We start from the raw sequence: 26,598 nt of genomic DNA, 5'->3' as shown, positions 1-26,598 counted from the left end.
TTACGAACCTAGGTATCTAATCCAGATTCCTCGCGCTGCTCGGAATGACGAACAAGCTTACTGCACTGGCTTCACCGGTTCCTGGCCCGCTACCCACAAATCGACCAGTTGGCCCATGCGAATAGTGGCGCCGGGGCCGGCTACCGGCCGTTGCTTCACTACGGTGCCATCGGCCTGTCCTTCCTGGGCGGGCTGGTAGAAAATTTCACCCACCTGTAAGCCCTGGCCCACGAGCAGGGTAGTGGCCTCATCAGCCGGCATATTCACGACGTTCGGCACCGGAAACTCCTGATTGCCCAGCCCGTCGCCTACTTCCAGGTCCACGCGGGTGCCTTTGGCAATGGGTGCGCCGGGCGCGATTTCCTTGCCATTCACCAGTTGCTTGAGCACGGCGTTCTGCTCCAGGTTCGGCACCAGCTTGATTTCGCCTACTACCAGGTCGTAGCTGCGCAAAATCATTTGGGCGTTCTTCATCGAGCCGCCGGTAAGGGTCGGCATCTTAATCACCGGTGGGTGTTTCATGCTCACCGAGATGTAGATTTTGCGGTCTTCTTTCACTCGCTCACCCGGTGCAGGGTCCTGGGTCAGCACCGTGAAAGGCTGAATCCTAGGGTTATAGCTGGAGTCGTCGACGAAGTAGCGCAGATCGTGGTCGTCGAGGTAATCTTCCAACGCTTCGAGCCGCATACCGGTCACTTTCGGCACCACAATGGTTTCACCGTGGTGGGTGGTAATGGGTAGGTAGATGAAAAAAAAGGTGAACAACAGCAACGCCCCCACCGCTAGCATCACCAGCAGGTGCTTCGCAACGTCGAGCGGGGTGTCGGATTTAAGAAAAGCCATTTTTTAGGGGAGGAGCTAGGAGCTGGGAGTTAGAAGCCAGGAGGGCGAAATTAGCGTTAAAAGCTAGAAACCTAGGTTGTCATGCTGAGCTTGTCGAAGCATCTGGCGTGCGGTAGTAATTATACACCAATGCACGCCAGATGCTTCGACAAGCTCAGCATGACGGTCATTTACAATCAATTCGGCGCTGAAACCTAGCTTTTCGTTTCCAATTGCAAACGGCTGGTGCGCTCTTTCCCGAACTCCAGAATCCGGTCGATGAAATCGTAGGGCGTGTAGCCGTTCAGGGCCGTTTGGTGGAAGATGCAGGTGGCGGGCGTCATGCCGGGCAGGGAGTTTACCTCGATGATGATGACCTCCACTGCGCCCGTTTCGCGCACGCGCACAAACGCGTCGATGCGGGCGTAGCCTTGGATGTTCAGCACTTCGGCCACGCGGCGCAGTTCGTGCTTCACTTCCTCCGAAATGCGCTGCCGCTCCTGCACATCAGCGGCGTAGCGGGCCGGCGTAATGTTCTGACCTTCACCAGCCAAGAACTTCTCTTCCAGGCTCAGCACCTCGCCGGTAGCTAGGGCTTCCGAAGCTTCAAACACTTCCACGTCGTAGGTGCCATCGGGGCGCCAGTGGGTGAGCAAGCCACCGGTGATTTCGAGGAAGTGCTGGGCGCCGTCGCGCTCAATCAGCGTTTCGACCAGGAAAGCATCTTTGCGCGGGAATTCTTCCTTGAAACCTAGGTGCAGCGTGTTGGCGGCCGTCGTTTCCAGGTCTTCCTGGTCGCGGAACATGAGGTGGCAGAACGCTTCCAACTCCGCCCGGTTCTTGATTTTTTTCACCGCCGAAGAGCAGCCGTCGTCGGCCGGCTTGGCAATGAAAGGGTAGGGGAACTGGGTTTCGAGGCTGCGGTAGAAGCTTTCCGCGTCGGCTTCCCACTCCAGGCGGTTGGCCATGCGGTGCTCCGCCACACGTAAACCTGCTTCACGCAGCCGCTTGTTCGTTTCGAACTTATTGATAGTGACGCTGCTAGATACTACACCCGAACCATTGTACGGCAAGCCGTATTGTTCCAACTGGCGCTGCAATGCGCCGTCCTCGCCCGGCCGACCGTGCAGGGCAATGAACACTTCATCCACCAGTTCGGCTAGCTCCTCGAACAAGATGCGCCGCGGCTGCGCCGTGGGCTGACCAGCGTAGGTGCTAGTAATCGGCTCAGCCTCGCGGCGGATGCGTTGCAAAATCGGGTGCAAATCGTGGCCAGCTTCGGCGTACTCAATCTTCTCGCGAATATCATCCGCGTTGTCCTTGAGCATCACGTTGATAGGCAGCAGATAGAGCTTGTGCTCTTGCGCGGAGCCGGTCAGGAATACCGGCAGCGGCTCGTACTTCACCGAGGAGCTCAGCTTCTCGTAGATGTTGCGCCCGCTTTCCACCGAAATATGGCGCTCCGACGAGTAGCCGCCCATAATCACGGCTACTTTGGTACGCTGTTTCTCTTCGTGCTGACGCGAGGCCACGGCTTCGTCTAGCTGCTGTAGCAGCGAAGCTAGCTTCACGGGGCGCATGCCGGCCCGGCGCCGCGCCGCCAGCGAGGTGCGAATCAGGTAAGTCAGGAACTGCGACGGGTTCAGGCCAATTTCGGCGGCTTGGTGGAAGAAGAACGAGGCTGGCAGCATTCCCGACGTAGTATTGGGGTCGTTGAGGAATAGCTGGTTGTCTTTGCCTAGGAAGCCATCCAGACGCGCATACACCTGGAAGCCAAACGTCGTGAACATCTCCTGGCAAGCTTCGCGAATCCGCTGAATCTCCGCTTCGGGCAGGTCAATAGGCGTCACTTTACGGCTCAGGCCGGGCAGGTATTTCGAGCGGTAGTCGAACAGCTCTTCGCCTTTCACAATCTCCGTGGGCGGCAAAGCAAGCGGCTCGCCGTTCGGGTCTTCCACCACGATGCACGAAAACTCGCGCCCAGCCACGAAGCTCTCCACCAGCACCTGCGTCTCCCCGTCGACGTTGGTCAGGCGTACGGCTTCAACGGTTTGGAATAGCTCGTTGAGCTTGTTGAGCAATGCTTCGGGGTGATAGAGAAGGGTTGAGTTTTGAGTGTCGAGTGTTGAATTTTCGTCTGTTAACTGGTCACTGATAACTGTTAACTGAACCGGTAGGCCGATGCCTTCGCGAATGTCGGTGAGCTGCTGCAACCAGGCTAGCTGTCCTTGCTGACCTAGGCCTTGCCACTCTTCGCGAATCATCGTTTTGCGAAACAGACTACGCTCAATAGCTGCTTCGAACTTGGCCACATCCTGCTCGCGCAGAATGCTCACGCCGATGCTGGAGCCTTGGCGCGGCGCCTTGAACACCAGCGGCAAACCTAGCTCGCGCACCAAATAACCTAGGGTGGCCTCCGGGTCGGCCACGTCCCATTCAGCAGCGGTTATCACGCGGAAATCAGGCGTGGGGCGACCTAGGGCTTTGAGTAGTTTTTTCTGCGCAATCTTATCAATGCCAAACGCCGAGGGCAGAATGCCGGAGCCGGAGTAAGGAATGCCGTACCATTCGAGCAAGCCCTGAATAGCGCCATCTTCGCCGCCGGGGCCGTGCAGAGCCAGGAAGGCAAAGTCCATCAGCAAACCTAGTTCCTGAGGCAGCACGCGCCGCCCAACTTGACTGATAATCTGGTCCTGCTCCGCTACGCTTAGCTCGCCGAGGCTCTCCAGATACACTTGCAGCTTGTGCTCGGAAGCGGGCAGCGCTGCCACCGGCGGGTAGAAGTCGCGGATGGTGCCTTTGTAGATGTACTGCCAATCGAGCAGAATAAAATTGCCGAGGCTGTCCACGAAGATTGGAACGGCCTGGAAGAGCGACTTGTCGAGGTTGTCGTATACGGTGCGGCCACCCGCGAAGGAAATTTCCCGCTCGCGCGACGGGCCGCCGAAGAAGATGCCTATTTTCATACGTAGCGTAAAGGTAGGAAGTAGCGCGGCTACTCCGATTGTAACGCGGAAATCTAGATTTCTGCCCTATAACACAATCGAACCCGAATGGATTTCCACGCTACTGGTACATTGCGGCCGGAAACCCGTATACAGACTTCCTAAAAATCTATTCCTGATTCCATGAGAACCCTCGATCAGTACAACTTCGCCGGCAAGAAAGCCGTGGTACGCGTGGATTTCAACGTACCGCTCGACGAAGAGCTGCGCATCACCGACTACACCCGCATCCATGCGGCGACGCCCACGGTCAAAAAGATTCTGGCCGATGGCGGCAGCGTGGTGCTGCTGTCGCACCTAGGTCGGCCCAAAGGCGGACCCGACAAGAAAAATTCGCTGCGCAACCTAGTGCTGGCGCTGCAACACGAATATGGCCAGGAGGTTAAGTTCGGCGGCGACGTCATTGGCGAAGAAGCCACGGCTGCGGCTGCCGCGCTGAAACCCGGTGAGATTCTGCTGCTCGATAACCTGCGCTTTCACCCCGAAGAGGAAAAAGGCGACCCGGCCTTCGCCCAAAAGCTAGCTCGCCTCGGCGACGTGTACGTGAACGATGCCTTCGGTGCCGCGCACCGTAGCCATGCTTCTACGGCCGTCATGGCGCAGTATTTCGCCCCCGAAAACCGTGTGGCTGGCTACGTGATGCAGAGCGAGCTGGAAAACGCACACCGCGTGCTCACAGATGCTCAGCGCCCCTTCACCGCAATTATGGGCGGCGCCAAGATTTCGGATAAGATTTTGATCATCGAGAAGCTGCTCGATAAGGTTGATAATCTGCTGATTGGTGGTGGTATGGCCTACACCTTTGCCGTGGCGCAAGGTGGCTCGGTTGGCGGTTCCCTGCTCGAAGCCGACAAGGTAGACTTGGCTAAGAGCCTGATTCAGAAAGCGAAAGATAAAGGCGTGAACCTGGTGCTGCCGGTTGATAGCGTGATTGCCAACCGCTTCGCCAACGACGCCGACGTAGACATTGCCGGCAACCTCGACATTCCGTTCGGCTGGATGGGCCTCGACATCGGGCCAAATTCGCGCGAGCAGTTTGCCGCTATCATCCGCGACTCGCGCACCATCCTCTGGAACGGCCCGATGGGCGTATTCGAGATGTCGAACTTCTCGGTAGGCACGGAGTTCGTAGCCCAAGCCATTGCCGAAGCCACTCAGAACGGCGCCTTCTCCCTCATCGGCGGCGGCGACTCGGCAGCGGCTGTGAATCAGCTAGGTTACACCAGCAAAGTGTCGTACATCTCGACCGGCGGCGGCGCGCTTCTGGAGTACATGGAAGGCAAAACGCTGCCCGGCGTAGCCGCCCTGGAAGGCTAGGAGAACCTAGCTTTCGGTCTTCAACAACAGAATGTCATGCTGAGCTGGTCGAAGCATCTCTACTGTGGTAGAGACGCTTCGACCAGCTCAGCATGACGTTCTTTTTATATGGAGGACGTGGCCTAGGTTCTACACCGGCAGCCCATCCTCGCCATCCGGGCGGCTGTACAGATTGATCCAGACGAGCTGGCGGAAGAAGTTGAAGGTGGTGCACTCGGCCGGGTCTTCGGGCGTGGCTTTGCCGCGGGCGTGACGCGCAAACAGGTCGCGGGCTTCGTGGTCGGCGAGCAGTGTGAGGCTGCGCAGATAGGTGACTTCCGGCTTGGGCAAATCACCTAGCTCCAGCAAATCATCGCAGGTCGTCGATTCGTTGATGTCGCGGTGGCTCAGGCCGGCACTGATCATTTCGCTAGCAATACGAGCAGCTAGGTTCCAGCGGTATTCGGGCGTGTTGCGGTCGGGAGAGGACATGAGCTAATATGTTGATTTGCTGATGAGGGTTGATGTGCTGATGTGCAGATTTGCCGGTGTGCTGATAGCAAATTCAATTACCTAGGTCGATTACCGAATCAGCACATCAACAAATCTGCACATCAACAAACCTAGCCGAACGGGGAAGGCGTGAAGCACAGCACAAAAATCGCCAGCATCACCCAGCCCAGCACTTTACGGCCAAAACTCAACGGACGTTCATCAGGTGCGGAAGGGTGAAAAATACCCGTCACCCGGCCCAGCAGCAAGCCGAACACCAGCCACCCCGGATTACCCTGAATGCCCGGCACGGCTACCGCCACCGCCAGCTGCGCCGACCACACGCCAAGCGCCAGAAACAAGCTCCGCTGCTTGGTAGGCATAGCGCGCTGAAACACCACGAATAAGTACAGCAGATACGGCACCCCCCAATAAAGCCAGGTTTCACGGCTCGTATGCAGCGAGAACAAACCTAGGCCTGCATAGAAAATAAACGCAATGAACAGCCCCAGCGAAAGCCGGTTGAACCGCCGGTATCCTAGCAGTCCGTACAAGATATGCCCGCCATCAAGCTGACCAATCGGCATCAGATTAAGGGCAGTGAAGAACAACGCCAGTACACCCGCCAGCAGCACCGGATAGTGCATCAGCTCATTGGGGTGCGGTAAGCGCGCTGGGTCAGCCAACCACGTTTCTAAGATGCGGTAAAGCAGCGGTTTAGCTAAGGCAAGCGCCTCTCCGTCGCGGTATACGTAGCGGGCATAATCGGCACCGTAGAAGCGGTATTCGGGGTGAATCTGGAAGAGGTAATCCAGCGGTGGCAGGTGCGTGAACCCGTACACCAGCACGGGCACAGCCACCAGAAAGCCCGCCAGTGGACCCGCCAAGCCAATATCGAAAAACTCCTTACGCGAGAAAATTCGGTCTTTGATGCGAATAACCGCCCCGAATGTACCGATGGTGTTGAACACGCCCGTGAAAAACGGAATGTAAAACGGCAGCGTGGCCCGCACCCGGTAGTGGCGCGCCGTGAAGTAGTGCCCAAACTCATGCACCGTGAGTACGCCCAAAAACGGCAGCGAAAACCACAAGCCGCGCAGAATTTCAGGCCTGGTAAGCTGTACGGTAAACGGCAGCGAGCTGACCTGCCCAAAAAACGTCTTACCCGTTATCCACTCGGCGCCGGCCAGGGTCGTAGTAACAAGCGTGATGACAAACAGCAGCAGATGAAGCGCATAGGTGCGCCAGCGCGGCGGTCGGTCGGAGGAAGCTAGGTAGAAGTCGGCGTCGTCGGGTGTGAACTCGGGCGCCTCAGGAAGCGGTAGGGGGGAAGGCACGGATGGCGGCAGGAAGGGCTTCGGTAAGAGTAAGCGGCGGCGCCAGGAAGAGCGTGTGTAGTCCTACGCGCCGCGCCGTTTCGATGTGTTGAATACTATCTTCAATGAAAAGAGTTTCCTCCGCCTTCCAGTTCATTTCGCGCAGTACGTGCCGGAAAATCTCCTCGCCCGGCTTGCGCAACCCTACTTCCTGCGAGTAAAACACCCGGTCGAGCGCATCGGCAATGCCATTCGCGAAGCCGTACTGCGTTTTGAGCTGCTGGTTGATGACGTTGATGTGCATGTGGTTGGTGTTGCTGAGCAGGGCCGTTTCGTGGCCTTGCTCGCGCAGCTCGGCAATGAGCGCCAGGCGCTCGGCGGGCACATCCAGCAGCATCGCATTCCAGGCCGCATCGAGCTCGTCGTCGGTGGCTTGCAGGCCGTAGCCGCTGCGCAAGCCGGTGCGAAAATCCTCGCTGGTAAGCTTGCCGGTTTCCAGTAAATCAAACAGTTCCGATTGCGAGGCTTGGGTGAATGCAATCGTGTTGCCCTCACCGCTGAGCAGGCGCATGGCATCCAAAGTGCGCTGGTAATCGATGTTGATGATAACACCGCCGAAATCGAAGAGCAGGTTAGGAAGTTTCTTGGGCATGAGAAAGAGTAACTGAGTAGCTGAATAACGACGGTCAACGATTTACTCAGTTGCTCTGTTACTCAGCCACTCTTTTGGAAATTCGCCGACAAACTTCGTAGTTTGCAGCGCCGAAACCAACCACCTAGGTTTGTTTTGCGCCGGGCCCATAGCTCAATCGGTTAGAGCAACTGACTCATAATCAGTAGGTCCTTGGTTCGATTCCAAGTGGGCCCACTAAAAAACCCTGTTTCTGATTAAGGAACAGGGTTTTTTGTTTTTATAAGGTACACGCTTCAGAAGTTTCAGCCAAGTATTCCTAGGTCTTGTAAAGCATAAAAGGACTGAGCATGACTAGGTGTAAAGTCCTAGGTGTGAGAAACCGTGTTTTAGGTTGTGCAGGAGCCAGATTCTACTTAGGTGCTGGGCGACTCGACCATTGGGCCCTGAAGAGGCTAGGTTAGGTGACAGAAGAAGGATGGATATTTCTTCTTTTATGCCCGTCAGTAAACGCAAAAGAGAACGGGATGGCTCCCGGCACACGGTGCCAGTACGGGCTTAAGGCTTGATGACGAACGCCGTTAACTCGGCCATCTTACCGTCGCGAAAACGCCAGATATCGCAATACGCATGATCGGCTTCTGTGCCCTCTTCATCAGGTAGCGTAATCGTGCCGAGTGCCGTAACGAAGTCGTCTTCGGCGATGAAGTGCTTGACCAGAAACGTAGGCGGCTTTTCGTAGGCCGTTGCCATCCAGTTCCGAACAGCTTCCTTTCCGTGCAGGGTTTGTTGACCTACAAAGGTCCATTCTGTGTCGTCGGTGCAGAACGACAAGAATCCCTCATAATCACCGGCCTTGATGGCCACGTTCGCCTTTTTTAAGATCGTCTTGTTGCTTTTCCGCATAGTAAGGATCAATGATGTTGGTAGGCTGAGAAGGTATAATATGGAAATGGAACAGCTTATGTACCAAACTATTATCACACGGTAAGTCAGTGCAACGCGCTTTTGCCGCCTTGTTCCAACTGCGCGTTGAGGCAACCTTATAAGGCGAAGCGAAAGTTGATATAATTCGATATATAATAATGCTAAAATCATTACTTCTAATTCGTATCTTACTCGCTACACGCTATTATTTGCTAATCAAGGCCTTCTCATGAATCAAAGTATACGCATAGCCGGAGTCACCGGGAGCAAATTGGTCTTATTAGGGCTAGGACTGAACTGGCTAGCCCTGAGCATGGCTCAGGCTCAAGCGCCTTTCGTGACTACCACCACGCCGCCGCGTAATGCAGTGCGTGTAGAACCTTCGGCTTCGATCAATCTCACGTTTTCGCAAGCTCTGAATGCGGCAACGGCAGCCACGATTACGGTCCACTCGGCCAGGGCAGGCGGCTTGAAGCCGGCTACTCATACCGTAGCAGGTACCGTCGTTACAGTGAAGCCTCAGGTTAGTTTTTTGCCGGGTGAAACCGTGACCGTTACCGCACCAGCAACCCTTCGGAGCACGACTGGGAACGCCGCTATGCCGTATCTGTACCAGTTTACGACAGCGGTGACCGGCACAGGCAGCGGCATCTTTGCGCCTGTATCTACCATGCCCGATGTGGCGGTGAGTAATGGCGGGAGTAGTATTGCTTTGGGGGACGTAGATGGGGACGGCGACCTAGATATTGTGTCTTCGAATTACGACAATCTGGGAGCCAGCAACTCCTCTCCACTGAATGTGCGGCTCAACAAAGGGTTGAATTCAGGGAATTTTGTTGCGGCTGCTACTGCGCCTAACCCAGCGGCGGGCACGCGGCCGGGCAACGTGGCGCTTGGCGATGTAGACGGCGACGGCGACCTTGATCTTTTAGCTATCAACTCCGCCGGAGCCAGTAGCAATGCGGTCGTGAACGTGCGGCTGAATAATGGCACAGGTACGTTCACAGCACCTGCCACTAACCCGAACCCGTCCGTGGGGCCCTATACTTGGTTCCTGGTAACTGGCGACCTAGATGGGGACGGCGACCTAGATATCCTAACGGCCGGCAACTCGGCTAGTAATCCTTCCCTAGGCGTGGTGCACATCCTGCTGAACCAAGGATTGAACAGTGGTAACTTTGTGCCGCCCACCAGCGACCCCACTGTGAGCATGGGGGCCAACTCCTTGGGTACAATAGCTGTAGGCGACGTGGACGGCGATGGTGACCTCGACTTTGCAGCGGGCAGCTACACCACCGTGTTGCTGTTTCTGAATAATGGCGCTGGCCGCTTTGCCGCACCAGCTAGCAACGCTACCTTTTCCGTAACAGGTGGTGGTGGGATAATCAGCGTGGCGCTAGGTGACGTAGATGCTGACGGGGACTTGGACCTGCTTACGGCCAATGCTACGGTGGGCAGCAACGGAAGGGCTACCGGCCTCGTGAACGTACGGCTAAATAGTGGCCTGCATACCGGCCACTTTGTGGCTCCCTCTACCCAAGCGGAGGTACCAATTGATAATGTGCCCCGCAACCTGGTGCTGGGTGATGTGGATAGCGATGGTGACCTAGACTTAGTGACGGCCAACGAGGGATATTCGCCCTTCGCTACAACCATGAGCGTACGGCTGAACGACGGAATAGGCCACTTCATGGCGCCCGCTACCAATGCTGACCCCACTGTGGGCGGCAGCCCCCGGTGCGTAATGCTGGGCGACGTAGATGGCGATGGCGACCTGGATGCCGTCACCATCAACACTGTGCTCAATGGAGCCCAAAGCACCCTCAGCATTCGGCGGAACGAGCCGGCTGCTTTGTATAGCGCGACTGTTGCGCCGGCAACAGGTACGTCAGGCAGCAAAATACTGTTGACGGGGACCAACTTTACAGGGGCAACAGCCGTCAGCTTCAATGGCGCGCTGGCCCCAGCCGGCACGTTCACCGTGACATCGGACAATAGCATTAGCGCGACGGTGCCCCAGGACGCGCGTAGTGGCCCCGTGTACGTGACGACCCCACATGGCGTGCTCACCACTGCCACCCCCTTTGGCGTGACGGTACTGGGCGCCTCCTCCGCTATGGCTATGAATGTTGCGCTTTATCCTAATCCCACCCGCACGTTCTTTACCGTAGAGGTGCCCGCACTAGCCGGCGCCACTCAGGTGCAGGCTACCTTGCTAAATGCGCTGGGTCAACCCGTAGCCACGCACACTAGTGCACTGCCTGCAGCGGGAACTCGGTTCACGCTGCCCGTAGCGACCATGAGTAAAGGGATCTATCTGTTACGCCTACAAGCCGGACTGGTCACGATCATCAAACGAGTGGTAGTGGAGTAGCTCGTGCGTCAGGACACCCGAAGTGGGGCGTTTCCAAATCTGGAAGCTGCTTTGCTGCCGCGTGTGCTCCAGCAGACCTCTGGTAGTATGAACCTGAGCACGGTTGGCCGCTACCTGCTCCAGAGTAGCTTGGTGGAGCTTCGGCAAGCATAGGGCATGCTCGTAGGTCACTGCATGGATAATACCGCGACCTCCAGCAAACGGACCAGTGCGGGACTATGATTGATGATGGTGCTGGCCTCGTTGGACTCTGTGAGTAGCTCCATTACCTCGTCGCTATTGCTGGATCGAAGGGTGAATACTGCTCAGAACCTACTCGAAAGATGGCTTTTAACATCGTTCTAATTCCATCTTAACATCACTTTAATAAGAGGGTCTCACCTTTGTCCTGCTGGAAGAAGGAGTAAAGAGAGTCAGCGTGTATAGGGTTTAGCGGAGTACCCTCATGCTACTATGGCTGAGGGTACCCTATAGCGAGGCTTTCGCAAGGGAGTGGGTTGTTATCAGCAAAAGAAAAGCATGCTCCACAACCTGCTTCGTAAAGCAGATAGCCGTTCGCAAGCTATTACTCTGACGCTCTCGCCTATTCCTTTGACCGCATATTCCACTCTATTACCTAGCCCTCCACTCCTCATTTGACTTATGTTATTAAAGACGAGAATCCCTCTTTCCTACGTGTTCGGCAAGATAAAATGGGAAACCCTGTTTGTGTTTGTCTATGCTTCCTTAATTGCCTTGGAGGATAAGTTCTTGCACGTAATGGAAGTTTCGCTGCCCTTGAGTGTACCCATGGTACTCGGCACGATTCTGTCGCTGCTGTTAGCGTTCAAGTCAAATCAAGCCTATGACCGGTGGTGGGAAGCCCGCATTGCCTGGGGCTCCATTGTCAACGATTCCCGCTCCTTAATCCGACAAGTGCTCTGCTTTACGGAGGCGCCGTATAGTTCTGAAGAAGCCCGGGATTGGGGAAAGCGGCTGACTTACCGGCAGATTGCGTGGGCTTATAGTGTGGGAATGTCGTTGCGCAAGCAAATGAACCTAGATAAAGTCCGTCGGTTTCTGTCGCCGGAAGAGGTGGCTTTTGTGACCAAGCACGATAATGTTCCGAACGCACTGTTGCAACTGCACGGCCAGGACCTGCGGTATGCGCTGCAGCAAGGATGGGTTAATCCTTATCAGCAGGTAGAGATGGAGGGCATCCTGACGCGACTAACAGACTCGATGGGTCGGTGTGAGCGAATCAAAAACACGGTGTTTCCGGCTACTTACACCTTGTACATCCACTTCTGCCTCTTCTTTTTTGTGCTGCTACTGCCTTTTGCTCTGTTGGAAGCATTTGGTATGTTGGAGGTCCTGATGGTAGTAGCTATTTCCTCCGCCTTTTTCCTGATTGAGAAGATGGCCATTCACCTGCAAGACCCCTTTGAAGGCAAGCCAACGGACACGCCTGTTACTGCTATTGCCCGAACCATTGAAGTAAACCTAAAACAGATGATCGGCGACAAACGTGGGGAAGGGGAGCCCGCGCCAGCAGAAAGCACCTTCTACGTGCTGTAGCATCCTAAATAAAGCCAGCGTTTTATCTGCCTGGCCTGAGCTACGGGAAGTACAGCAAGTGGCAACTCTCGATTGGGGAGTTGCCACTTTGCTTAGTAATGAGCCGGTCCTGCTTGCTGCCAATCAGAAGGCGTGCATTGCTCACTACCCCGGCGAAGCAGCAACGGAGCTATGGCTGGTGTTATCAGATGGGTTTAGTACGCTAGTGGCAGTAACCCAGCCTAGCGTTGATAATAGCCCCATGGCCTAACTGACCTAGAGTACTGACTGGGTTAAATCCTGCGCTTCAGCTGCAAGGAAGTGCTAAACAACTCCCCATCTTCCCGCCGCACAACCAGGAGAATATTCCGACCATCCTGGGAGTGGAAAAGTTGGCTGATCTGGGCCAGCGTGAGGCCCTCAGCCGGCATCACGCCAACCAGTACCAGCTTGTCGTTCTGGCGTAAACCGGCCGCCGCGGCCGAGGAGTTGGGCTCGATACTCGCAATCGTATACTCCCGGTAGTCGGGGCCGGAAGCCAGCAGACGCACGCCACTCATATCGTGTTCGAAAGGTTGACGTTGCAGGCCGTTCGGGCGCAGCAGGAGCTGGTTATGTGGGTAGTCAATAACTATATCGAAGCGGCGCAGCGTTTCGAAGCCCAGGGTGCCGTTGCGGGGCACCTGAATGCGGTGGGCCAGGTTGCTCGAATCCGGAAACGAGGTCAGGAGCGAGCGTACTTGGTAGCAGCCTAGCTGCAAGGCCTGCACCCGGCCTAGGTAGCCCATGATGGGGCCGCTCAGGCTGCGCCCCAGCTCCGAGCGCACCCGGTTGGCGGGTAGTTGCAACCTAGGATCGGAGGCGGTTTCCAGGGAAAGCGCATGGCCGGCACCCGTATCCACCACCAGCTTGAGCGGAACCGTCTGAGAGTCGCCTAAAACAACGTTGGTCGTGATATACGGCTTGGCATCCTCCAGCCGTAAGGGCAGGCTGGTCCAGCGCTTGCCTTTGGGAGGCTGCGCCAGGGCCGGATCGGTGAAGGTGACGCGAGACAACCTAGGTTGAATCGTCACCACAAAGCTGCGAAACAGGTCGTAGCCCAGAATGCCGTGCACGGGCGTACCCATCAGGCTTGCCAGATCGAGCACGTTTTCCGTGACGGTAATAAATGTGAAAGCCGGCGCCTCAATACCCGCCAGATCCACGCGGACGGGCTTGGTGCGGTATGCCGTTACGGGCGCCTTCGTGCCCACGCCCGCCAAGCTATACGAGTTTTTCGATTGCAGCCCCAGCGCCTGACCTAGCTTTGGGTCGGTGATAATAGAAGAGGCTGCGCCAGTATCGAGCAGGAAGTTGAAAGGACCTTGGCCATTCAGCTTGGCCGAAACGATGATCAGGTCATTCTGCGCTTTGTACGGGATGGAAACCTGTTGCAGCTTCGCGCGCTTGAACCGGAAAGGCATGCTTTCGGGGTTCCGCGCCGCCTGGCCGGAGTAGCTCAGGAGCAGCATACACAACCAAAACAGCCCAAAACAGCTCCATTTAACCCGGCCAACCAGCCACAGGAGCGTGGACCGAAATTGCCACTGCGTTTCCTGCCCCACTTCAAAGTCGTTCAGCCGACGTGCGTTACTAGCCATAGCACCCAGGAGTTTAGCGTACCGGACCGGCACCGCCGACGCCCCCATGGCGCCTTTCGGCCGAAATCCGGTGCTATACAATCACCTGGGGGCGCGGCCTTCAACGGCTATTGTGTGAAGTGCCCGAATCTTCCTGTGAGACGTCGGATTGCCTGCTGAAAAATGCTGGTCAGAAGAACCTCACTCCCGGCCCTTCTCCTCAGGGGAGGGGTGCCACACATCAGCTAGTAGTATTGCTATTACCTAGGTCCTCTGGCATCCCTCTCCTGAGAAGAGGGGCTAGGGGTGAGGTGAACGATAGAGTGGCTATGCGCTTTGCACCGCAAAAAGCACAGCTTAAATAATGGCTTGAGCAGCCTGTACAATAAGGCGTGCCTGCGCTGAAGAAAGTTCATTCCTTGTCCGACTGTCGATTTCAAACGGCGGCTCGGTTCCTTCCTTCACTCCAGCCTATTGCTCCATGAAAAAAAGCTTACTGATGAGCATTGTGCTCATATTCACTTTATTGCAGCAAGGGCTGGCGCAGAGTCGCACCATAACGGGCCGCGTGACCGACCGCCAGTCGGGGGAGGGGCTGCCCGGCGTGACGGTGCTGCTGAAAGGCACCAGCAACGGCGTTTCGACTGATGCCGACGGCCGCTACAGCCTCACGTTGGCGAGTGGCGGCGGCACCCTAGCTTTCAGCTCCATCGGCTACGTTAGTCAGGAGCAGGTTATTGGCGCTGCCAACCAGATCAACGTGGTGCTGGCTACCGATGCGCAGCAGCTGAAAGAAGTGGTCGTGACGGGCTACGGCGGCTCGCAGGACGTGAAGGACATCACGGGCTCAGCGGCCAAGATTTCAGAGGAAAAGTTGCTGAACCAGCCCGTGCAGAGCTTCGATCAGGCGCTGACGGGTCGGGCGGCGGGCGTGCAGATTACCAACGCCAGCGGCGCACTGGCCGAAGGCGTTTCGATTCGGATTCGGGGTGCTAACTCCATCAGCAACAGCTCGCAGCCGTTGATTGTGGTGGATGGCGTGCCGACTAACTCCCTGGAAAACGCCAACCAGTTCAACTCCGGCAACGGCACGCGCTACAACACGTTGGCCGACATCAACCCCAACGACATCGAGTCGGTGGATGTGCTGAAGGATGCTTCGGCGGCGGCCATTTACGGTTCGCGGGCTGCCAACGGCGTGATTATCGTGACCACCAAGCGTGGCAAATCGGGCCAGAGCCATGTTTCACTTAACTCGTACGTGGGCATGAATGAGACCGTGCGTCGGCCCAAACTGCTGAACGGGGATGAGTTTATCACCATTCAGAACGAGAAGGCCCTGAACCGCTTCGGGCCGGGCACGCCCAACTCCGTCATTGCCCGCGATGTAGATTTCAACGGCGACGGCCAGCCCGACCGCACCGATTGGCTAAAGGAAATCTTTCGCCGCGGCTTCTCGCAAAACTACCAAGTGTCCATTTCGGGCGGCAGCGACAAAGCTAGCTATTACGGCTCCGGCGACTGGACCGATCAAAAAGGTGTGTTGGTAGCCAACCGGTTGCGCCGGGGTTCGGTGCGACTCAACCTAGATTTGCAGCCGATCAAGTGGCTGAAAACGGGCATCAGCACGAGCTACTCACAGACGCTGAACAACGGCGTGCTCACGGATGGCTACCTAGCTGGTGCAACCGTATCGGGCTACAACGCCGCCCCAATTTATCCGGTGCGCGACGCCAGCGGCAACTACTTCCTCGATTCATTCGGCAACCTAGGTGGCGACGTATTCACGATTGGCGGCACTTCGTATCCGTTCTACCGGACGTATCGCCTGAACGCCGTCAACCACCCGAGCGCCGTGCTGGCGTATCAGCGCAACGACAATACATCGCAGCGCCTGCTGGCCAATGGCTATGCGACGGTAGAGCCGATTACGGGCCTGAAGTTTACCACCCGTTTTGGCGTCGATTACCTCCAAAACTTTGAGGATCAGTACAGTGACCCGCGCCTCTCGGGGCTAGGTCGGGTGCTGGGCTCGGGGCTGGTGCAGAACAACGACCTGCGCCAAAACCTCTGGAACTGGGCCAATTTTGCGAACTACACGCATACGTTTGGCGTCAATCACAACCTGGACCTGACCGTGGGCTTGGAGTACCAGGTGGAAGCGCAGCGCCAGCTCAGTACCTACGCCGCCAACTTCGCCGATCCTAAGTTCAAGGAGATTCTAACGGGTTTGTCGACGGAGGCCATCCAGCCCGATGGCTCGCGTTACACCCAAGGCTTCGACTCGTACCTGGCTCGCGCCAACTACTCTTTTGGCGACAAGTACTATGCTTCGCTCAGCTTTCGGGCCGATGCCGATTCGCGTTTCGGCGCGAATAATCGGCGCGGCTACTTCCCCGGCGGCTCGGTGGGGTGGCGCCTCTCAGAGGAAGATTTTCTGAAGAGCATCACCGTTATCAACGACCTGAAGCTGCGCGCCAGTTACGGCGTGGTGGGCAACTCCAACGGCTTGCTGCCCTACGCCGCCCGCACCCAGATCGGGGCCGGACAGTACGCAGATATCAATGGCCTGAGCATCACGCAAGTTGGCAACCCCGACCTAGCTTGGGAAAAATCCCGGAAGTTGGACATCGGTCTGGATGCGTCGGTGCTAACCAACCGCATTGGTCTCACGCTTGATTACTTCAACAACAACATCAGCGACCTGATTCTGGATGCGCCCGCACTGCGCACTACGGGTATTCCGAACTCCATCGACTACGTGCGCACGGTGGTTACGAAGAATATTGGCTCGATGTACAACCGCGGGGTAGAAGCTACCTTGAATACCACCAACGTGCGGAGCAGCAACGGCTTTCGCTGGACTTCCGCGCTCAACTTTACGGCGCTGAAAAACCGCATCACCACGCTGGCAACCGACTTGCCTATTCCGGAAGGTCAATCAGCTAACCCCAACGACGTGGTAGCCGCCAACCAGCGGGCCAGCGTCGGGCGGGCACTGGGCGTGTTTTTCCTGCCCCGCTGGGCCGGTGTAAATCCCGAGAACGGCAACGCACAGTTCCTCGACGCCAACGGCAACATCAAGCAGTACAATGCCGTGGCCCAGCAGTGGCTCACAGCCACCGGCGACGCTACCACGCCCATCAGCACTTCCGACTACAAATACACCAGCAAGAGCGGCTACCCGACTTGGTACGGCGGCTTCGATAACACATTCTCTTTCAAAGGGCTGGAGCTAGGTGTTTTCCTGCAATACAGCGGCGGCAACCTGCTCTACAATGCAACCCGCGCCGGCCTGCTGACCAACTATTACAACAATAATCTGACGGAAATTTTGGACCGCTGGCAGCAGCCCGGCGACCAGACCAACGTACCAAAGCTGGTGTTGCAGGATAACGTGTCGACGCAGGCCTCAACGCGCTGGCTGGAGAAGGGCAACTTCCTGCGGATGCGGCAGCTGAGCCTAGGCTACAACCTGCCCAAGCCCGTGCTGGAGCGGCTGAAGCTGAGCAACATGCGCGTGTATGCACTGGTGCAGAACGTCTTCGTGATTACGGGCTACAACGGCACTGATCCGGAGGTGAACTCCAACCGCAACAACACGAACCAAGGCACCAACGGCAACATCGCCTACGGCGTCGATAACCGGGCGGTGCCACAGGCCCGCAGCTACACCGTTGGTCTTAACCTCAGCCTCTAACCTAGCCATGACGACGATGAAAACCCTGACGCTGGCTTGGAAAGCCGCCGCGGCGCTGGTACTGCTCCTGACCCTAGGTTGCGATGTGCTCAATCAGGAACCCCCCGCCAGCCTCACGCCCCAGGAAACGTTCAGCACGCCCGACCGCATCGAAAAAGCCGCGCTCGGCATGTACGACGCGCTGCAAAACCCGGAGTTCCTGGGCGGCCGGGCGCTGATTTACAGCGATGTGCGCTCCGACGATACCGATCCTTCGCCGTACTTCAACACCATTGCGTCTTCTACGGCGCTAGCCAACGACATCCAGATTACGAATGGCTGGACGGGTGGTTACCGCACCATTTACGGGGCCAACTTCTTCCTGCAAAACTTCGAGCCGAATGCTGGCCTCGTAGCGCCGGAGCTGGCGGCGCAGTACCGCGGCGAGGCCAGGTTCATCCGGGCGCTGGCGATGTTTCACCTGGTGAACCTCTTCGCGCAGCCCTACAACTTCACCGCCGACGCCTCACACCTAGGTATTCCGATTCAGCTCACGGCGCCTGATGCAGCCTCCGCCTACGAAGCGTCGCAACGGTTGTCGCGCTCCTCGGTGCGCGATATTTACGCGCAAATAATCAGTGATTTAACCGAAGCTGCCAACGGCTTGCCTGCTACCTACGACGACCCGGAGTTCTCGAACGTGGCTCGTGCTACTAAAAGCGCCGCACAGGCATTGTTGTCGCGGGTATATCTATACCAGGGCAACTACGCGCAGGCGGCTACGCTGGCTAGTACGGTCATCAGCTCAGGTAATTACACATTGAATCCGGACCCGGCTACCACGTTTGCGCCGCCTTATAACACGCCGGAGTCGATCTTCTCGGTGGCCATGAACACCAGCGACAACCCCAACACCAACAACGCCATCGGCCAGCACTACAGCCCCAGCGGCCGCGGCGATATTACCATTTCGCCCTACGTTGCCATCCCAACGTCCTTGTTCCCAGCCGACGACAAGCGGCGCACGAACCTCGTGACGGTTTCTAGCAACATTCCGTACACGGCCAAATACAAAGCCGTGGGCGACTGGGTGCCCATCGTGCGCTACCCGGAAGTGCTGCTGAACCGGGCCGAAGCCCTGGCCCGCACCAACGGCCTGAACCAGGAATCGGTGGATCTGCTGAACCAGGTTCGGAACCGCTCGAAGGGTGCTGGCACGCCCGCTTATACGCTCGCCGGCTTTGCCGATGCGCCGGCCCTGATCAATGCCATTCTGCTGGAGCGGCGGCTGGAGCTAGCTTTCGAAGGCCACCGCTACTACGATCTGCTGCGCAACCGCCTGCCCATTCCGGCACACGGCACCATTCCCACCATTCCGTACGGCGACAACCGCGTGGTGCTGCCCATCCCGCAGGTCGATTTGCAGAACAACCCGAATCTGGTGCAGAATCCTGGTTACTAGCTACGAAAGAACAGAAAGTAGGCCGTTATTCCGACCAGCGGGAGGATTAATGACCTAGGTTACAAGCCGCTTCAGCCACTTGGCTGGGGTGGCTTTTTGGCTATTGGACATGAATATGGGTACTTGCGGGTAGAGCGTTTTGGCGGCATTGGTCAAATTGCTTTCTTCGCTGGGAAGCCGTGTCTCACTTTTCGAAGTCGGCTGTCGTACTCAACTCCCACTTTATGAAGCACTATCTACTACTATCAGCGACCTTAACTGCGCTGGCTGCTTTATCTGCCCGCGCCCAAAAAGCGGTTTACATTCCTTACACCGAGCAGCAGGTGAAGGTAGAGAAGCAATTGTGGGACAGCCCGGCCTGGAAAACGCCGTATCAGCCGCAGTTGAGTGAGGATGAGAAGGTGGCGGGGCTCTCCAAATTTTGGTCGGAAGCCAAATACAACTTTGCCTTCTTCGACAAGATACCCAAGGTGTCGTGGGATAGTCTCTACCTAGCCTACATTCCGAAGGTAAAAGCCGCGCCTACTACACTGGCCTACTACCAGTTGCTACAGGAAATGTGCGCCCAATTGCACGACGGACACACCAACGTGTACCCGCCGCGTGAGCTGATGAACGAGGTATACGAGCGGCCACCTCTGCGCATTGCTCTCATCGAAGACAAAGTGCTGATAACCGAAGTTGGGAGCGAAACGCTACGTCAGCAGGGCTTCGTGCCAGGGCAGGAGGTGCTGGCTGTAGATGGGGTACCCGCGCGCACGTACGCCGAGGCACGGTCGGGGTGGCAGAGTGCCTCCACGCCCCAAGACCGCACCATGCGCACGTACAACACTATACTAGCCGGTGCGGCTAGTAAGCCCGTGGAAGTGACGTTGCAGGATGCCAAAGGGCGTACTCTTCGCAAAACCGTTGCCCGTAGCGGCTACACCGACGAGCAGACACGCCCGGTGCTGGAGTTCCGGCTGCTCAAGGACAACGTAGGCTACCTAGCCCTGAACGGCTTCGATAAGGCCGAAGTGGTGCAACGTTTTGCCGAAGTCTACCCGCAAATCAGCCAAACCAGCGCCCTCATCATCGACGTGCGTGCCAACGGCGGAGGCAACAGCGACTACGGCTACGAAGTACTCAGCTACCTTACCGACCAGCCTTTCCAAACGTCTCGCTGGATAACCCGCGACTACCATCCCCCGTTCCGCCCCTGGGAGCGGGCGCCGCAGTGGTATTCTGAGCCTCAAGAATCGGTGAAGCCCAAGGGTAGCGGTGTGTACACGCGGCCAGTGGTGCTGCTCACCAGCGCCCGCACCTTTTCCGCCGCCGAAGACTTTGCCGTGGCTTTCGATATAATGAAGCGCGGCCTGATCATCGGGGAGCCAACGGGTGGCAGCACCGGGCAACCCTTGCTTTTTAGCTTGCCCGGCGGCGGCATGGCCCGCATCTGCACCAAGCGCGATACCTACCCCAATGGCAAAGAATTCGTTGGGGTAGGGGTGCAGCCGCAAGTGATGGTACACCCCACGATGCGCGACATTCGCAGCGGCCGCGACACCATATTGGAAGCGGCGCTGAAACAGTTAAAGCTGACGGCCAAGCGTTAGCAAGTACACGCAGAGCCTCGAATTAGGCTTGGCTGGACCTAGGTATAATGAAGAAGCTCCGCTCAATCTGGCGGAGCTTCTTCACTAAGATTAACCTATTATTAGCGGTTTTTGGCCAGAAAGGCTTTCACATTGTCGCGGTAGAAGCGGGTCCATTTCAGGGTGTGGCCTCCGGTGAGCTTCACCAGGTACTCGCCGTTGAAGTAGCATTCCAGCTCCTCCACGTAGTTCAGGTTGATGATGTAGGAGCGATTGATGCGCGTAAAATCGGCCGGGTCGAGGCGCTGCTCCAACTGCGTCAGGCTTTCGTAGAGCGTGTAGTTGCGCTTGGCCGTGTGCAGCGTGATGTAGTTGCCGTCGGCATCGAAATACAGAATGTCTTCCGTCTTGATAAAGAACAGCTTATGGCTGTCCTTCACCAGCATACGCTTCAGGTAGCTAGGTTTGGCCGTATGCTCTTCGCTGAGCAGCAGGCGCATGAGCAGATCGACCGGCTCCGGTGGCTGCGGGTGGGGAGAAGCTAGGTTTGTTTTCACGTGGCAGAGAGTTTGGAGGAACTGAGACTTCGTAAACGCTTTGGGCAAAAAGGGCACGCCGCTTTCTTCCAGGGCGTGCAGCGCCGGCTGATCGGTGCCGCTGAGAAATACCACCTGGGGCTGGAAGTGCGGCCAGATTTCCTTCAGCACCCCGAAGCCGTCGAGGCGGGGTAGCTGCAGGCTGAGAAACACGACTTCGGGGCGATGCTGAAGCAGAGTCACCAGCGCTTCCGTGCCCGTAGCCGCTTCCGCCGCTAGCCGGAAGTCGGCGCTCTGTTCCAGATGGAGGCGGATCGTCTGGCGCGTAACCGATTCGCTATCAGCAATAACAGCCTGGTAACTCATGCGGATTGAGCGCTGAGAGAGCGAAGAACAAGAAGAGGAGGGAGGTACGGCCACGGTTCCGCCCACGAGAGGCGGCTCTTGCTTACGGGAGCGAGCAGTAGCGCCGGACTACTGCCTAAACCGCACGAGAGCTATTAGCAAGCGTCAATTCTTTGATTCGCTTTTGCAGAGAAAAATGAGGTTGAAAACGGCTGCGTTGAATAGATGTGTTTTCCTCGGGGATGGTTGCCTGCCCAAAGACAACGTATTGAATGCTAGGCTGCATAGCCATACGAATTTTTTCGTATAAATTATTCAGATCGTCTTTTTGCCTTGCGCTGAAGGTAGAATCTTTGGATGATGAAAGGAGGGAAGGGAGTAGTTTCCGCAAACTTTGCCAGCGGAGCTGTCCTGAATACCGACCGAATCTTCAAACGTTACAGACCTAGGTAACTTTATTTATCCATATTGTTGAACCGACCCATGTAGCGCGGACTACAAAGTCCGCGCTACATCGTGCTAACCCGCCCGACGCTTCTCATCCTCGGCGCCACTCTGCCGCCGTTTGGTAGGCGCTACTTTCTCATTGCCAAAGCGATACGTAAACGCCAAAGTTGCCATACGCGTATCGCGGCGCTGATAAAAACGCTCCACGTAGTTGTCATAGGTGGAAGTGGCGTAGGTGCGCTGGGTGAAGAAGATGTCGGCTACGTTCAATTTCAGGTTGGCCTTGCGGTTCCAGAGGCTCTTCTGCACGCCGGCACTCACCTCGCCCAAGGGGCGCTGCACCAGGAAGCCGTACACTTCGCGCGACTGATAATTGCCGTTCAGCTCGGCGCTCCAGCCTTTGCCAAAGGTGAAGGTTTGGTTGGAAGTCAGCTGAAAGGAAGCGCCGCCGCGGTTGAGGTTTGTGCCAACCAGGTCGCCCTTGAAGCGGGTGTAGAAGAGTACCGCGTTGTTGTAGATACTCCACCACTTGGCCACTTCCACCGGCGCTGTGAGCGTGAGAGCGTAGTAATGCTGCTGGCGCAGATTGCGGGTTGTGGAAAGCACGGTGCTGTCGGTTTCGGGCTGCACCACCCCGATAAGCGGCAGACTAGTAATACTATAGCTCAGACCTAGGTTGTACTTCTGCTTGAAGGTGTGGGTCAGCTCCACGTTGTAGCTCGTCTGGGGGCGCAGGGTGGGGTTGCCGCTGCCGAAGGTGGTTTTGTCGATGATTTCGCGGAACGGGTTGAGTTGCCGGTACGACGGCCGGTCGATGCGGCGGCTGAGCGAAAGGCTGGTCTCGTGCAGCTTGGAAAACGTGCGTTTGATGGCCGCGCTCGGGAACAGCTGGAAATAGTGGCGCGAAAAGTCCCGGAACTCTACTTCGCGGTCCTGCTTGCCCACGGCGTTGGTTTGCTCGCCGCGCAGGCCCGCTTGCAGCGTCAGCTTGGGCTGGGTGTAGTTCAGGCTGAGGTAGCCCGCGTTGATGTTCTCGTCGTAGCGGAAGCGGTTGGACCGACCTAGGTCGAGCTGCGCATCGGTGAAGAACTGAAGGTCGTTGTCGGCCGTGACGAGGCTGGTTTTGGCCCCGGCTTCCAGGCGCACCGCCTTGCTCAGCGGGTGTGTGTAGTCCACCTTGGCCGATTGAATCGTGAGCCAGCCTTGCTGGTCGCTGCTGGTGGCGTTGGTCGGTTCGGTGGCGCTGTAGGTTTGCAGCAGCTGGTTGCGGCTGGTGCGGTAGCGCGCATAGTCCACGTCGGCGGTCAGCTCGCGGGTGCCGAGCGAATCGTCGAAGGTGTGGCGGAGGTTCACGTTACCCGACAAATTTGGAAAGCGCCGATTGAGGTAGTTGGTGGAGTTATAGGCCTGCGTGGTGCCGCGCAGCACGTCCTGCAACACCGATTCGTTGGTGCCATCAGCCACGATATGCACTGCTTGGCCACTCACCACCGCACCCACCGTCGTGCGCTTCGACAAGTTGTAATCGAGCCCAACCCGGCCAATGTGCGAAACATTGTGCGTGGGCAGGCGGTTATCCTGGTCAGTAATGGCGGTTTGCTGCCGCTCGCCGCCAGCGGTGCGGTTATAAAAGTCGCGGTGAATGGTGAGTTTGGCAATGCCCTGCCGGTCGGAGTAGGTGTAGGAGCTGAACAGATTAACCTTGTTCTTGCGATGATTCAGGCTCAGTCCGGCGGTATATTTATTATACTGGCTGCGGCCGTAGCTCAGGTTGGCGGTGCCGTTGGTGCCCTGGCGCTGATCCTTTTTCAGGTTGATGGCGATAATGCCGGCCCCGCCCTGGGCATCGTACTTGGCCGGCGGGTTGGTAATCAGCTCGATGCTCCTGAGCTGCTCAGCCGGCAGAGTGCGCAAGTAATCAGCCAGCTCGGTGCCGCTCATGGGCTGGCGCTTGCCGTCGATGAGCACCAGCAAGCCCTGCTTGCCGCGCAAAGCTAGGTTGTCGTTGCTGTCGATGGTCACGCCCGGCGAGCGGCGCAGCACATCCAAGGAGGTATTGCCGGCGGCCAACGTCAAGCCTTCCACGTTCACGATGGTGCGGTCGGCAAGTCGCTCGTACACTGGCTTTTGCCCGACTACCGTCACTTCTTTCAGCTGCGTAGCCGCGCTGGTAGTCAGTGCGAAAGCCGGGAGCATAACGGCTGTTCCCGCCACTTCGAACGGCTTCGACCATTGCCGCCGGTAGCCCACCTGCGAAGCCGAAACCAAGTAGCGCCCACTCGCCGTGCGCTCAAACCGAAAAATGCCCTTCCTATCACTAAACTCCGTTTTGACAACCGACGAATCGGTGACCCGGTGCAGCGTGATAGTGGCGTAGTCAAGAGGAGTGCCGGCGGTGCCTTGTACGGTGCCCTGCACGTCGGCCTGCGCCTGGGCGCTGTGCGCGCCAGCGGCGAAAAGGAGAACAAGCAAGTAGCGCGTCGTGGCAGTTGCCGATTCAGTAAGCTTCATCTTGGTAGGTAGTTAAAGGTTTTAGGCAACAATGTTCAGGCAGGGCAGCCAGGCTGCTGCGGAGCTGCGATAAACAGAAAGCACGAGCTTTAGATGATATATCATTGAAATTTAGCTGAGCGTGAATTGCGAGGACAGAGTTTTTCGGGAAGCGTCAGGAGGTAAAAGATGCACGATGCTGGTAAGTATGAGGCAGCAGCTACAACAGGAGAAGGATCGTAGTCAATACGAACTATTTCGTAATAAACATACGAAGTAATTCGTATAATGAAATGGGTTTGGCTTGTTTTTTATTTTTGCTTGGCTCCGAATGTTTTATCAAGGATTAGATCATGCTGCTGATAGTTGCTGAAGGCTTTACCGGATTAGCGAAAACAAGTAAGAAGTACAGAGGAATTATGCTGTTTATTAAAGATAATGATATATCATAAAGGTTACTTGGATTAGTTGATACTATTTACTGTTCTTCAAAAACTCTTTACTGCTTTCGCAGAACTCACCAAACGCGAAAATCCCCGACCTAACCTAGGTCGGGGATTTGTAAGAGCTTGCCGGCAAGCGTTCTAGTGACGGTAGCCGTAGTTGTGGCCGTGAATGTTGTGGTGGCGCTGAGCTTCCAGACGAGCCCGCTCGGCAGCGAGCTTGCGCTGTCTTTCCAATTCGAGTTTGCGCTGAGCCGCTTCGCGCCGGGCCCGGGCCAGCTCTACTTTGCGGTCGTATTTGATGGCAGCTTTGCGGGATTTGTAAGGATCGGAAGCGGCAGGAGCGGCGTAGGAACTGGTGGCGGTCAGGAGGGTGAGAGCGGCAACAAACGAAAGCAGGGAAGTTTTCATAGCGAAGAGGAGGGTTGAGGGTTGGTGGAAAAGATTTACTATAAAGTAGTTAAGCTATTTTTTGAATCATTAAGCGCTTGTCTGACAACTTGCAAGCGCAGTGCCAGCCCCTCACTTTTGGCGCCCTTACGCACTCTTCGCCTACGAACAGCCCGAGTTCCTCTACAGTCGTCGGGTTCTCCTCTACCAACAGCCAAACCTAGGTTAGCTCACGCAAAGAATAACCGGAATACACAAGCTAATCATCGTAAAGCCCAATGCTTGGCTGGCTGCTAATCGAAAACATAGCGGCTCTTGCGCTCCGGGGTAGCGGGCGCTTTCTCGCCGATCATCTCCAGAAGTGTCGACTCAATCATGTGGCTCATCGTGTTCAGCGCTAAGTCGTTAGCACCTAGTCCGAATGGTTCTTCCAGGTCGCGCACAATGGCATCCAGGGCCATAAACGTGTAGCCCACGAAGGCCACGATGACGGGCGTCATCCAGCCGATACTATCCACCAAACCGAAGGGCAGCAGGAAGCAGTAGAAGTACACGGTGCGGTGTAGCATCACGCTGTAGGTGTACGGTATCGGGGTGCCGGCCAGTCGCTCACAGCCACCTACGATATCGGAGAGCTGATTGAAATTGTGGTCGAACGCCAGCTGCGTGGTTGTGTCGAGGTGAGCGGCGACTTGGTTTTGCTGAACCCAGCGTCCCATTTCTAGTAGCAGCATAACCGGCTTAAACGTAGCACTTTGAATACTCAGCGCCAGGTTTGCGGGCAGCAACCGACCTAGGTCCGCCGCAGGATCGGTGCGCCGAAGCTGATGTTTCAAGGCGTATGTGAAGGCAATCAGGAGCCGGACGAAGTAGTGGATTTCTGGCGCACTTTCGGCCCGGCTGCTCAAGGTCAGGGCTTGCCGGGCTAAGGAGCGGGTGGTGTTCAGTAGGGCGCCCCACAGCTTACGACCTTCCCAGAAACGGTCGTAGCTGGCATTGTTGTAGAAACCCAGGAAGATGGCCAGGGTAACGCCGAACAAGGTGAAGGGCGCCGCATTCAGCGGTACTTTGTAGTAAAGCAGCGTGCCGTGCGCATACACGACTACCACCGACAACCCCAGCAACACAAGCAGGCGCGGCAGAATTTGGGGCAGCACCGAGCCCTGCCACACGAATAGCAGCCGCAGCCAGTTGTCTTTTTCGCGAATAATCAT

Annotated in this window: 18 protein-coding genes and 1 tRNA gene; 7 read left to right on the top strand and 12 right to left on the bottom strand. The window is 56.7% G+C overall.

What is annotated here, in order from left to right; translation table 11 throughout:
- Window positions 1-57: 57 nt before the first annotated feature.
- Window positions 58-843 carry a PASTA domain-containing protein gene (locus tag IEX74_RS16120; RefSeq protein WP_188815054.1) on the bottom strand — a complete coding sequence of 262 codons (786 nt, stop codon included), beginning with the start codon at window positions 841-843 and terminating at the stop codon, window positions 58-60.
- 194 nt (window positions 844-1,037) lie between these two features.
- Entirely contained in the window at window positions 1,038-3,788 is a 2,751-nt protein-coding gene (locus tag IEX74_RS16115; RefSeq protein ID WP_188815053.1) for a D-alanine--D-alanine ligase family protein, read from the bottom strand.
- A 162-nt stretch (window positions 3,789-3,950) separates the two neighbouring features.
- Here IEX74_RS16115 and IEX74_RS16110 point away from each other — a divergent pair, with 162 nt between their 5' ends.
- Complete coding sequence (locus IEX74_RS16110; RefSeq protein ID WP_188815052.1) at window positions 3,951-5,144, top strand: phosphoglycerate kinase; 1,194 nt, start codon at window positions 3,951-3,953, stop codon at window positions 5,142-5,144.
- 129 nt (window positions 5,145-5,273) lie between these two features.
- Here IEX74_RS16110 and IEX74_RS16105 read toward each other — a convergent pair whose 3' ends face one another.
- The 3 genes from IEX74_RS16105 to IEX74_RS16095 form a co-directional block, all read right to left on the bottom strand.
- Window positions 5,274-5,615 (bottom strand): hypothetical protein, encoded by a 342-nt coding sequence (locus IEX74_RS16105; RefSeq protein ID WP_188815051.1) that lies wholly within the window; start codon window positions 5,613-5,615, stop codon window positions 5,274-5,276.
- 131 nt (window positions 5,616-5,746) lie between these two features.
- Window positions 5,747-6,952 carry a site-2 protease family protein gene (locus IEX74_RS16100; protein ID WP_229755331.1) on the bottom strand — a complete coding sequence of 402 codons (1,206 nt, stop codon included), beginning with the start codon at window positions 6,950-6,952 and terminating at the stop codon, window positions 5,747-5,749.
- The gene (locus IEX74_RS16095; protein ID WP_188815050.1) at window positions 6,927-7,583 is read right to left on the bottom strand and encodes an HAD family hydrolase; all 657 of its coding nucleotides are present in this window, start codon (window positions 7,581-7,583) and stop codon (window positions 6,927-6,929) included. The genes IEX74_RS16100 and IEX74_RS16095 overlap by 26 nt, the downstream gene beginning before the upstream one ends.
- 142 nt (window positions 7,584-7,725) lie before the next feature.
- Between IEX74_RS16095 and IEX74_RS16090 the strand changes: the two genes are divergently transcribed.
- Window positions 7,726-7,799 (top strand) — tRNA-Ile (locus IEX74_RS16090).
- Between the two features lie 321 nt (window positions 7,800-8,120).
- On the opposite strand, the gene IEX74_RS16085 is transcribed toward IEX74_RS16090, so the two are convergent.
- Window positions 8,121-8,468, bottom strand: coding sequence for a nuclear transport factor 2 family protein (locus IEX74_RS16085; RefSeq protein ID WP_188815049.1), 348 nt, complete (start codon window positions 8,466-8,468; stop codon window positions 8,121-8,123).
- A 334-nt stretch (window positions 8,469-8,802) separates the two neighbouring features.
- Between IEX74_RS16085 and IEX74_RS16080 the strand changes: the two genes are divergently transcribed.
- Complete coding sequence (locus IEX74_RS16080; protein WP_188815048.1) at window positions 8,803-10,863, top strand: FG-GAP-like repeat-containing protein; 2,061 nt, start codon at window positions 8,803-8,805, stop codon at window positions 10,861-10,863.
- Here the strand turns inward: IEX74_RS16080 and IEX74_RS16075 are convergent.
- Window positions 10,816-11,010, bottom strand: coding sequence for a hypothetical protein (locus tag IEX74_RS16075; RefSeq protein ID WP_188815047.1), 195 nt, complete (start codon window positions 11,008-11,010; stop codon window positions 10,816-10,818). The genes IEX74_RS16080 and IEX74_RS16075 overlap by 48 nt on opposite strands.
- Window positions 11,011-11,505: 495 nt before the next feature.
- On the opposite strand from IEX74_RS16075, the gene IEX74_RS16070 reads away from it, so the two are divergent.
- Window positions 11,506-12,420, top strand: a complete 915-nt coding sequence (locus IEX74_RS16070; protein ID WP_188815046.1) for a bestrophin family protein — start codon at window positions 11,506-11,508, stop codon at window positions 12,418-12,420.
- A gap of 272 nt (window positions 12,421-12,692) precedes the next feature.
- On the opposite strand, the gene IEX74_RS16065 is transcribed toward IEX74_RS16070, so the two are convergent.
- Window positions 12,693-14,039, bottom strand: a complete 1,347-nt coding sequence (locus tag IEX74_RS16065; RefSeq protein WP_188815045.1) for an aspartyl protease family protein — start codon at window positions 14,037-14,039, stop codon at window positions 12,693-12,695.
- Between the two features lie 460 nt (window positions 14,040-14,499).
- Between IEX74_RS16065 and IEX74_RS16060 the strand changes: the two genes are divergently transcribed.
- From IEX74_RS16060 to IEX74_RS16050, 3 genes are all read left to right on the top strand, one after another.
- On the top strand, window positions 14,500-17,718 hold the full coding sequence (locus IEX74_RS16060; RefSeq protein WP_188815044.1) for a SusC/RagA family TonB-linked outer membrane protein: 3,219 nt from the start codon (window positions 14,500-14,502) through the stop codon (window positions 17,716-17,718).
- A 16-nt stretch (window positions 17,719-17,734) separates the two neighbouring features.
- Window positions 17,735-19,159 carry a RagB/SusD family nutrient uptake outer membrane protein gene (locus tag IEX74_RS16055; RefSeq protein WP_229755330.1) on the top strand — a complete coding sequence of 475 codons (1,425 nt, stop codon included), beginning with the start codon at window positions 17,735-17,737 and terminating at the stop codon, window positions 19,157-19,159.
- Between the two features lie 224 nt (window positions 19,160-19,383).
- Window positions 19,384-20,754, top strand: coding sequence for a S41 family peptidase (locus IEX74_RS16050; protein ID WP_188815042.1), 1,371 nt, complete (start codon window positions 19,384-19,386; stop codon window positions 20,752-20,754).
- A gap of 101 nt (window positions 20,755-20,855) precedes the next feature.
- On the opposite strand, the gene IEX74_RS16045 is transcribed toward IEX74_RS16050, so the two are convergent.
- The 4 genes from IEX74_RS16045 to IEX74_RS16030 form a co-directional block, all read right to left on the bottom strand.
- Window positions 20,856-21,635: a LytR/AlgR family response regulator transcription factor gene (locus IEX74_RS16045; RefSeq protein ID WP_188815041.1), complete on the bottom strand. Its 780-nt coding sequence runs from the start codon at window positions 21,633-21,635 to the stop codon at window positions 20,856-20,858.
- Window positions 21,636-22,133: 498 nt separating this feature from the next.
- Window positions 22,134-24,572 carry an outer membrane beta-barrel protein gene (locus IEX74_RS16040; protein WP_188815040.1) on the bottom strand — a complete coding sequence of 813 codons (2,439 nt, stop codon included), beginning with the start codon at window positions 24,570-24,572 and terminating at the stop codon, window positions 22,134-22,136.
- 563 nt (window positions 24,573-25,135) lie between these two features.
- On the bottom strand, window positions 25,136-25,405 hold the full coding sequence (locus IEX74_RS16035) for a hypothetical protein (RefSeq protein WP_188815039.1): 270 nt from the start codon (window positions 25,403-25,405) through the stop codon (window positions 25,136-25,138).
- 272 nt (window positions 25,406-25,677) lie between these two features.
- The gene (locus IEX74_RS16030) at window positions 25,678-26,598 is read right to left on the bottom strand and encodes a bestrophin family protein (protein ID WP_188815038.1); all 921 of its coding nucleotides are present in this window, start codon (window positions 26,596-26,598) and stop codon (window positions 25,678-25,680) included.

It is taken from the genome of Hymenobacter cavernae, assembly GCF_014641455.1.
GTDB lineage: Bacteria > Bacteroidota > Bacteroidia > Cytophagales > Hymenobacteraceae > Hymenobacter > Hymenobacter cavernae.
The sequence above is the reverse complement of the archived record's forward strand: the minus strand, read 5'-3'. Positions and strand labels throughout refer to the sequence as shown.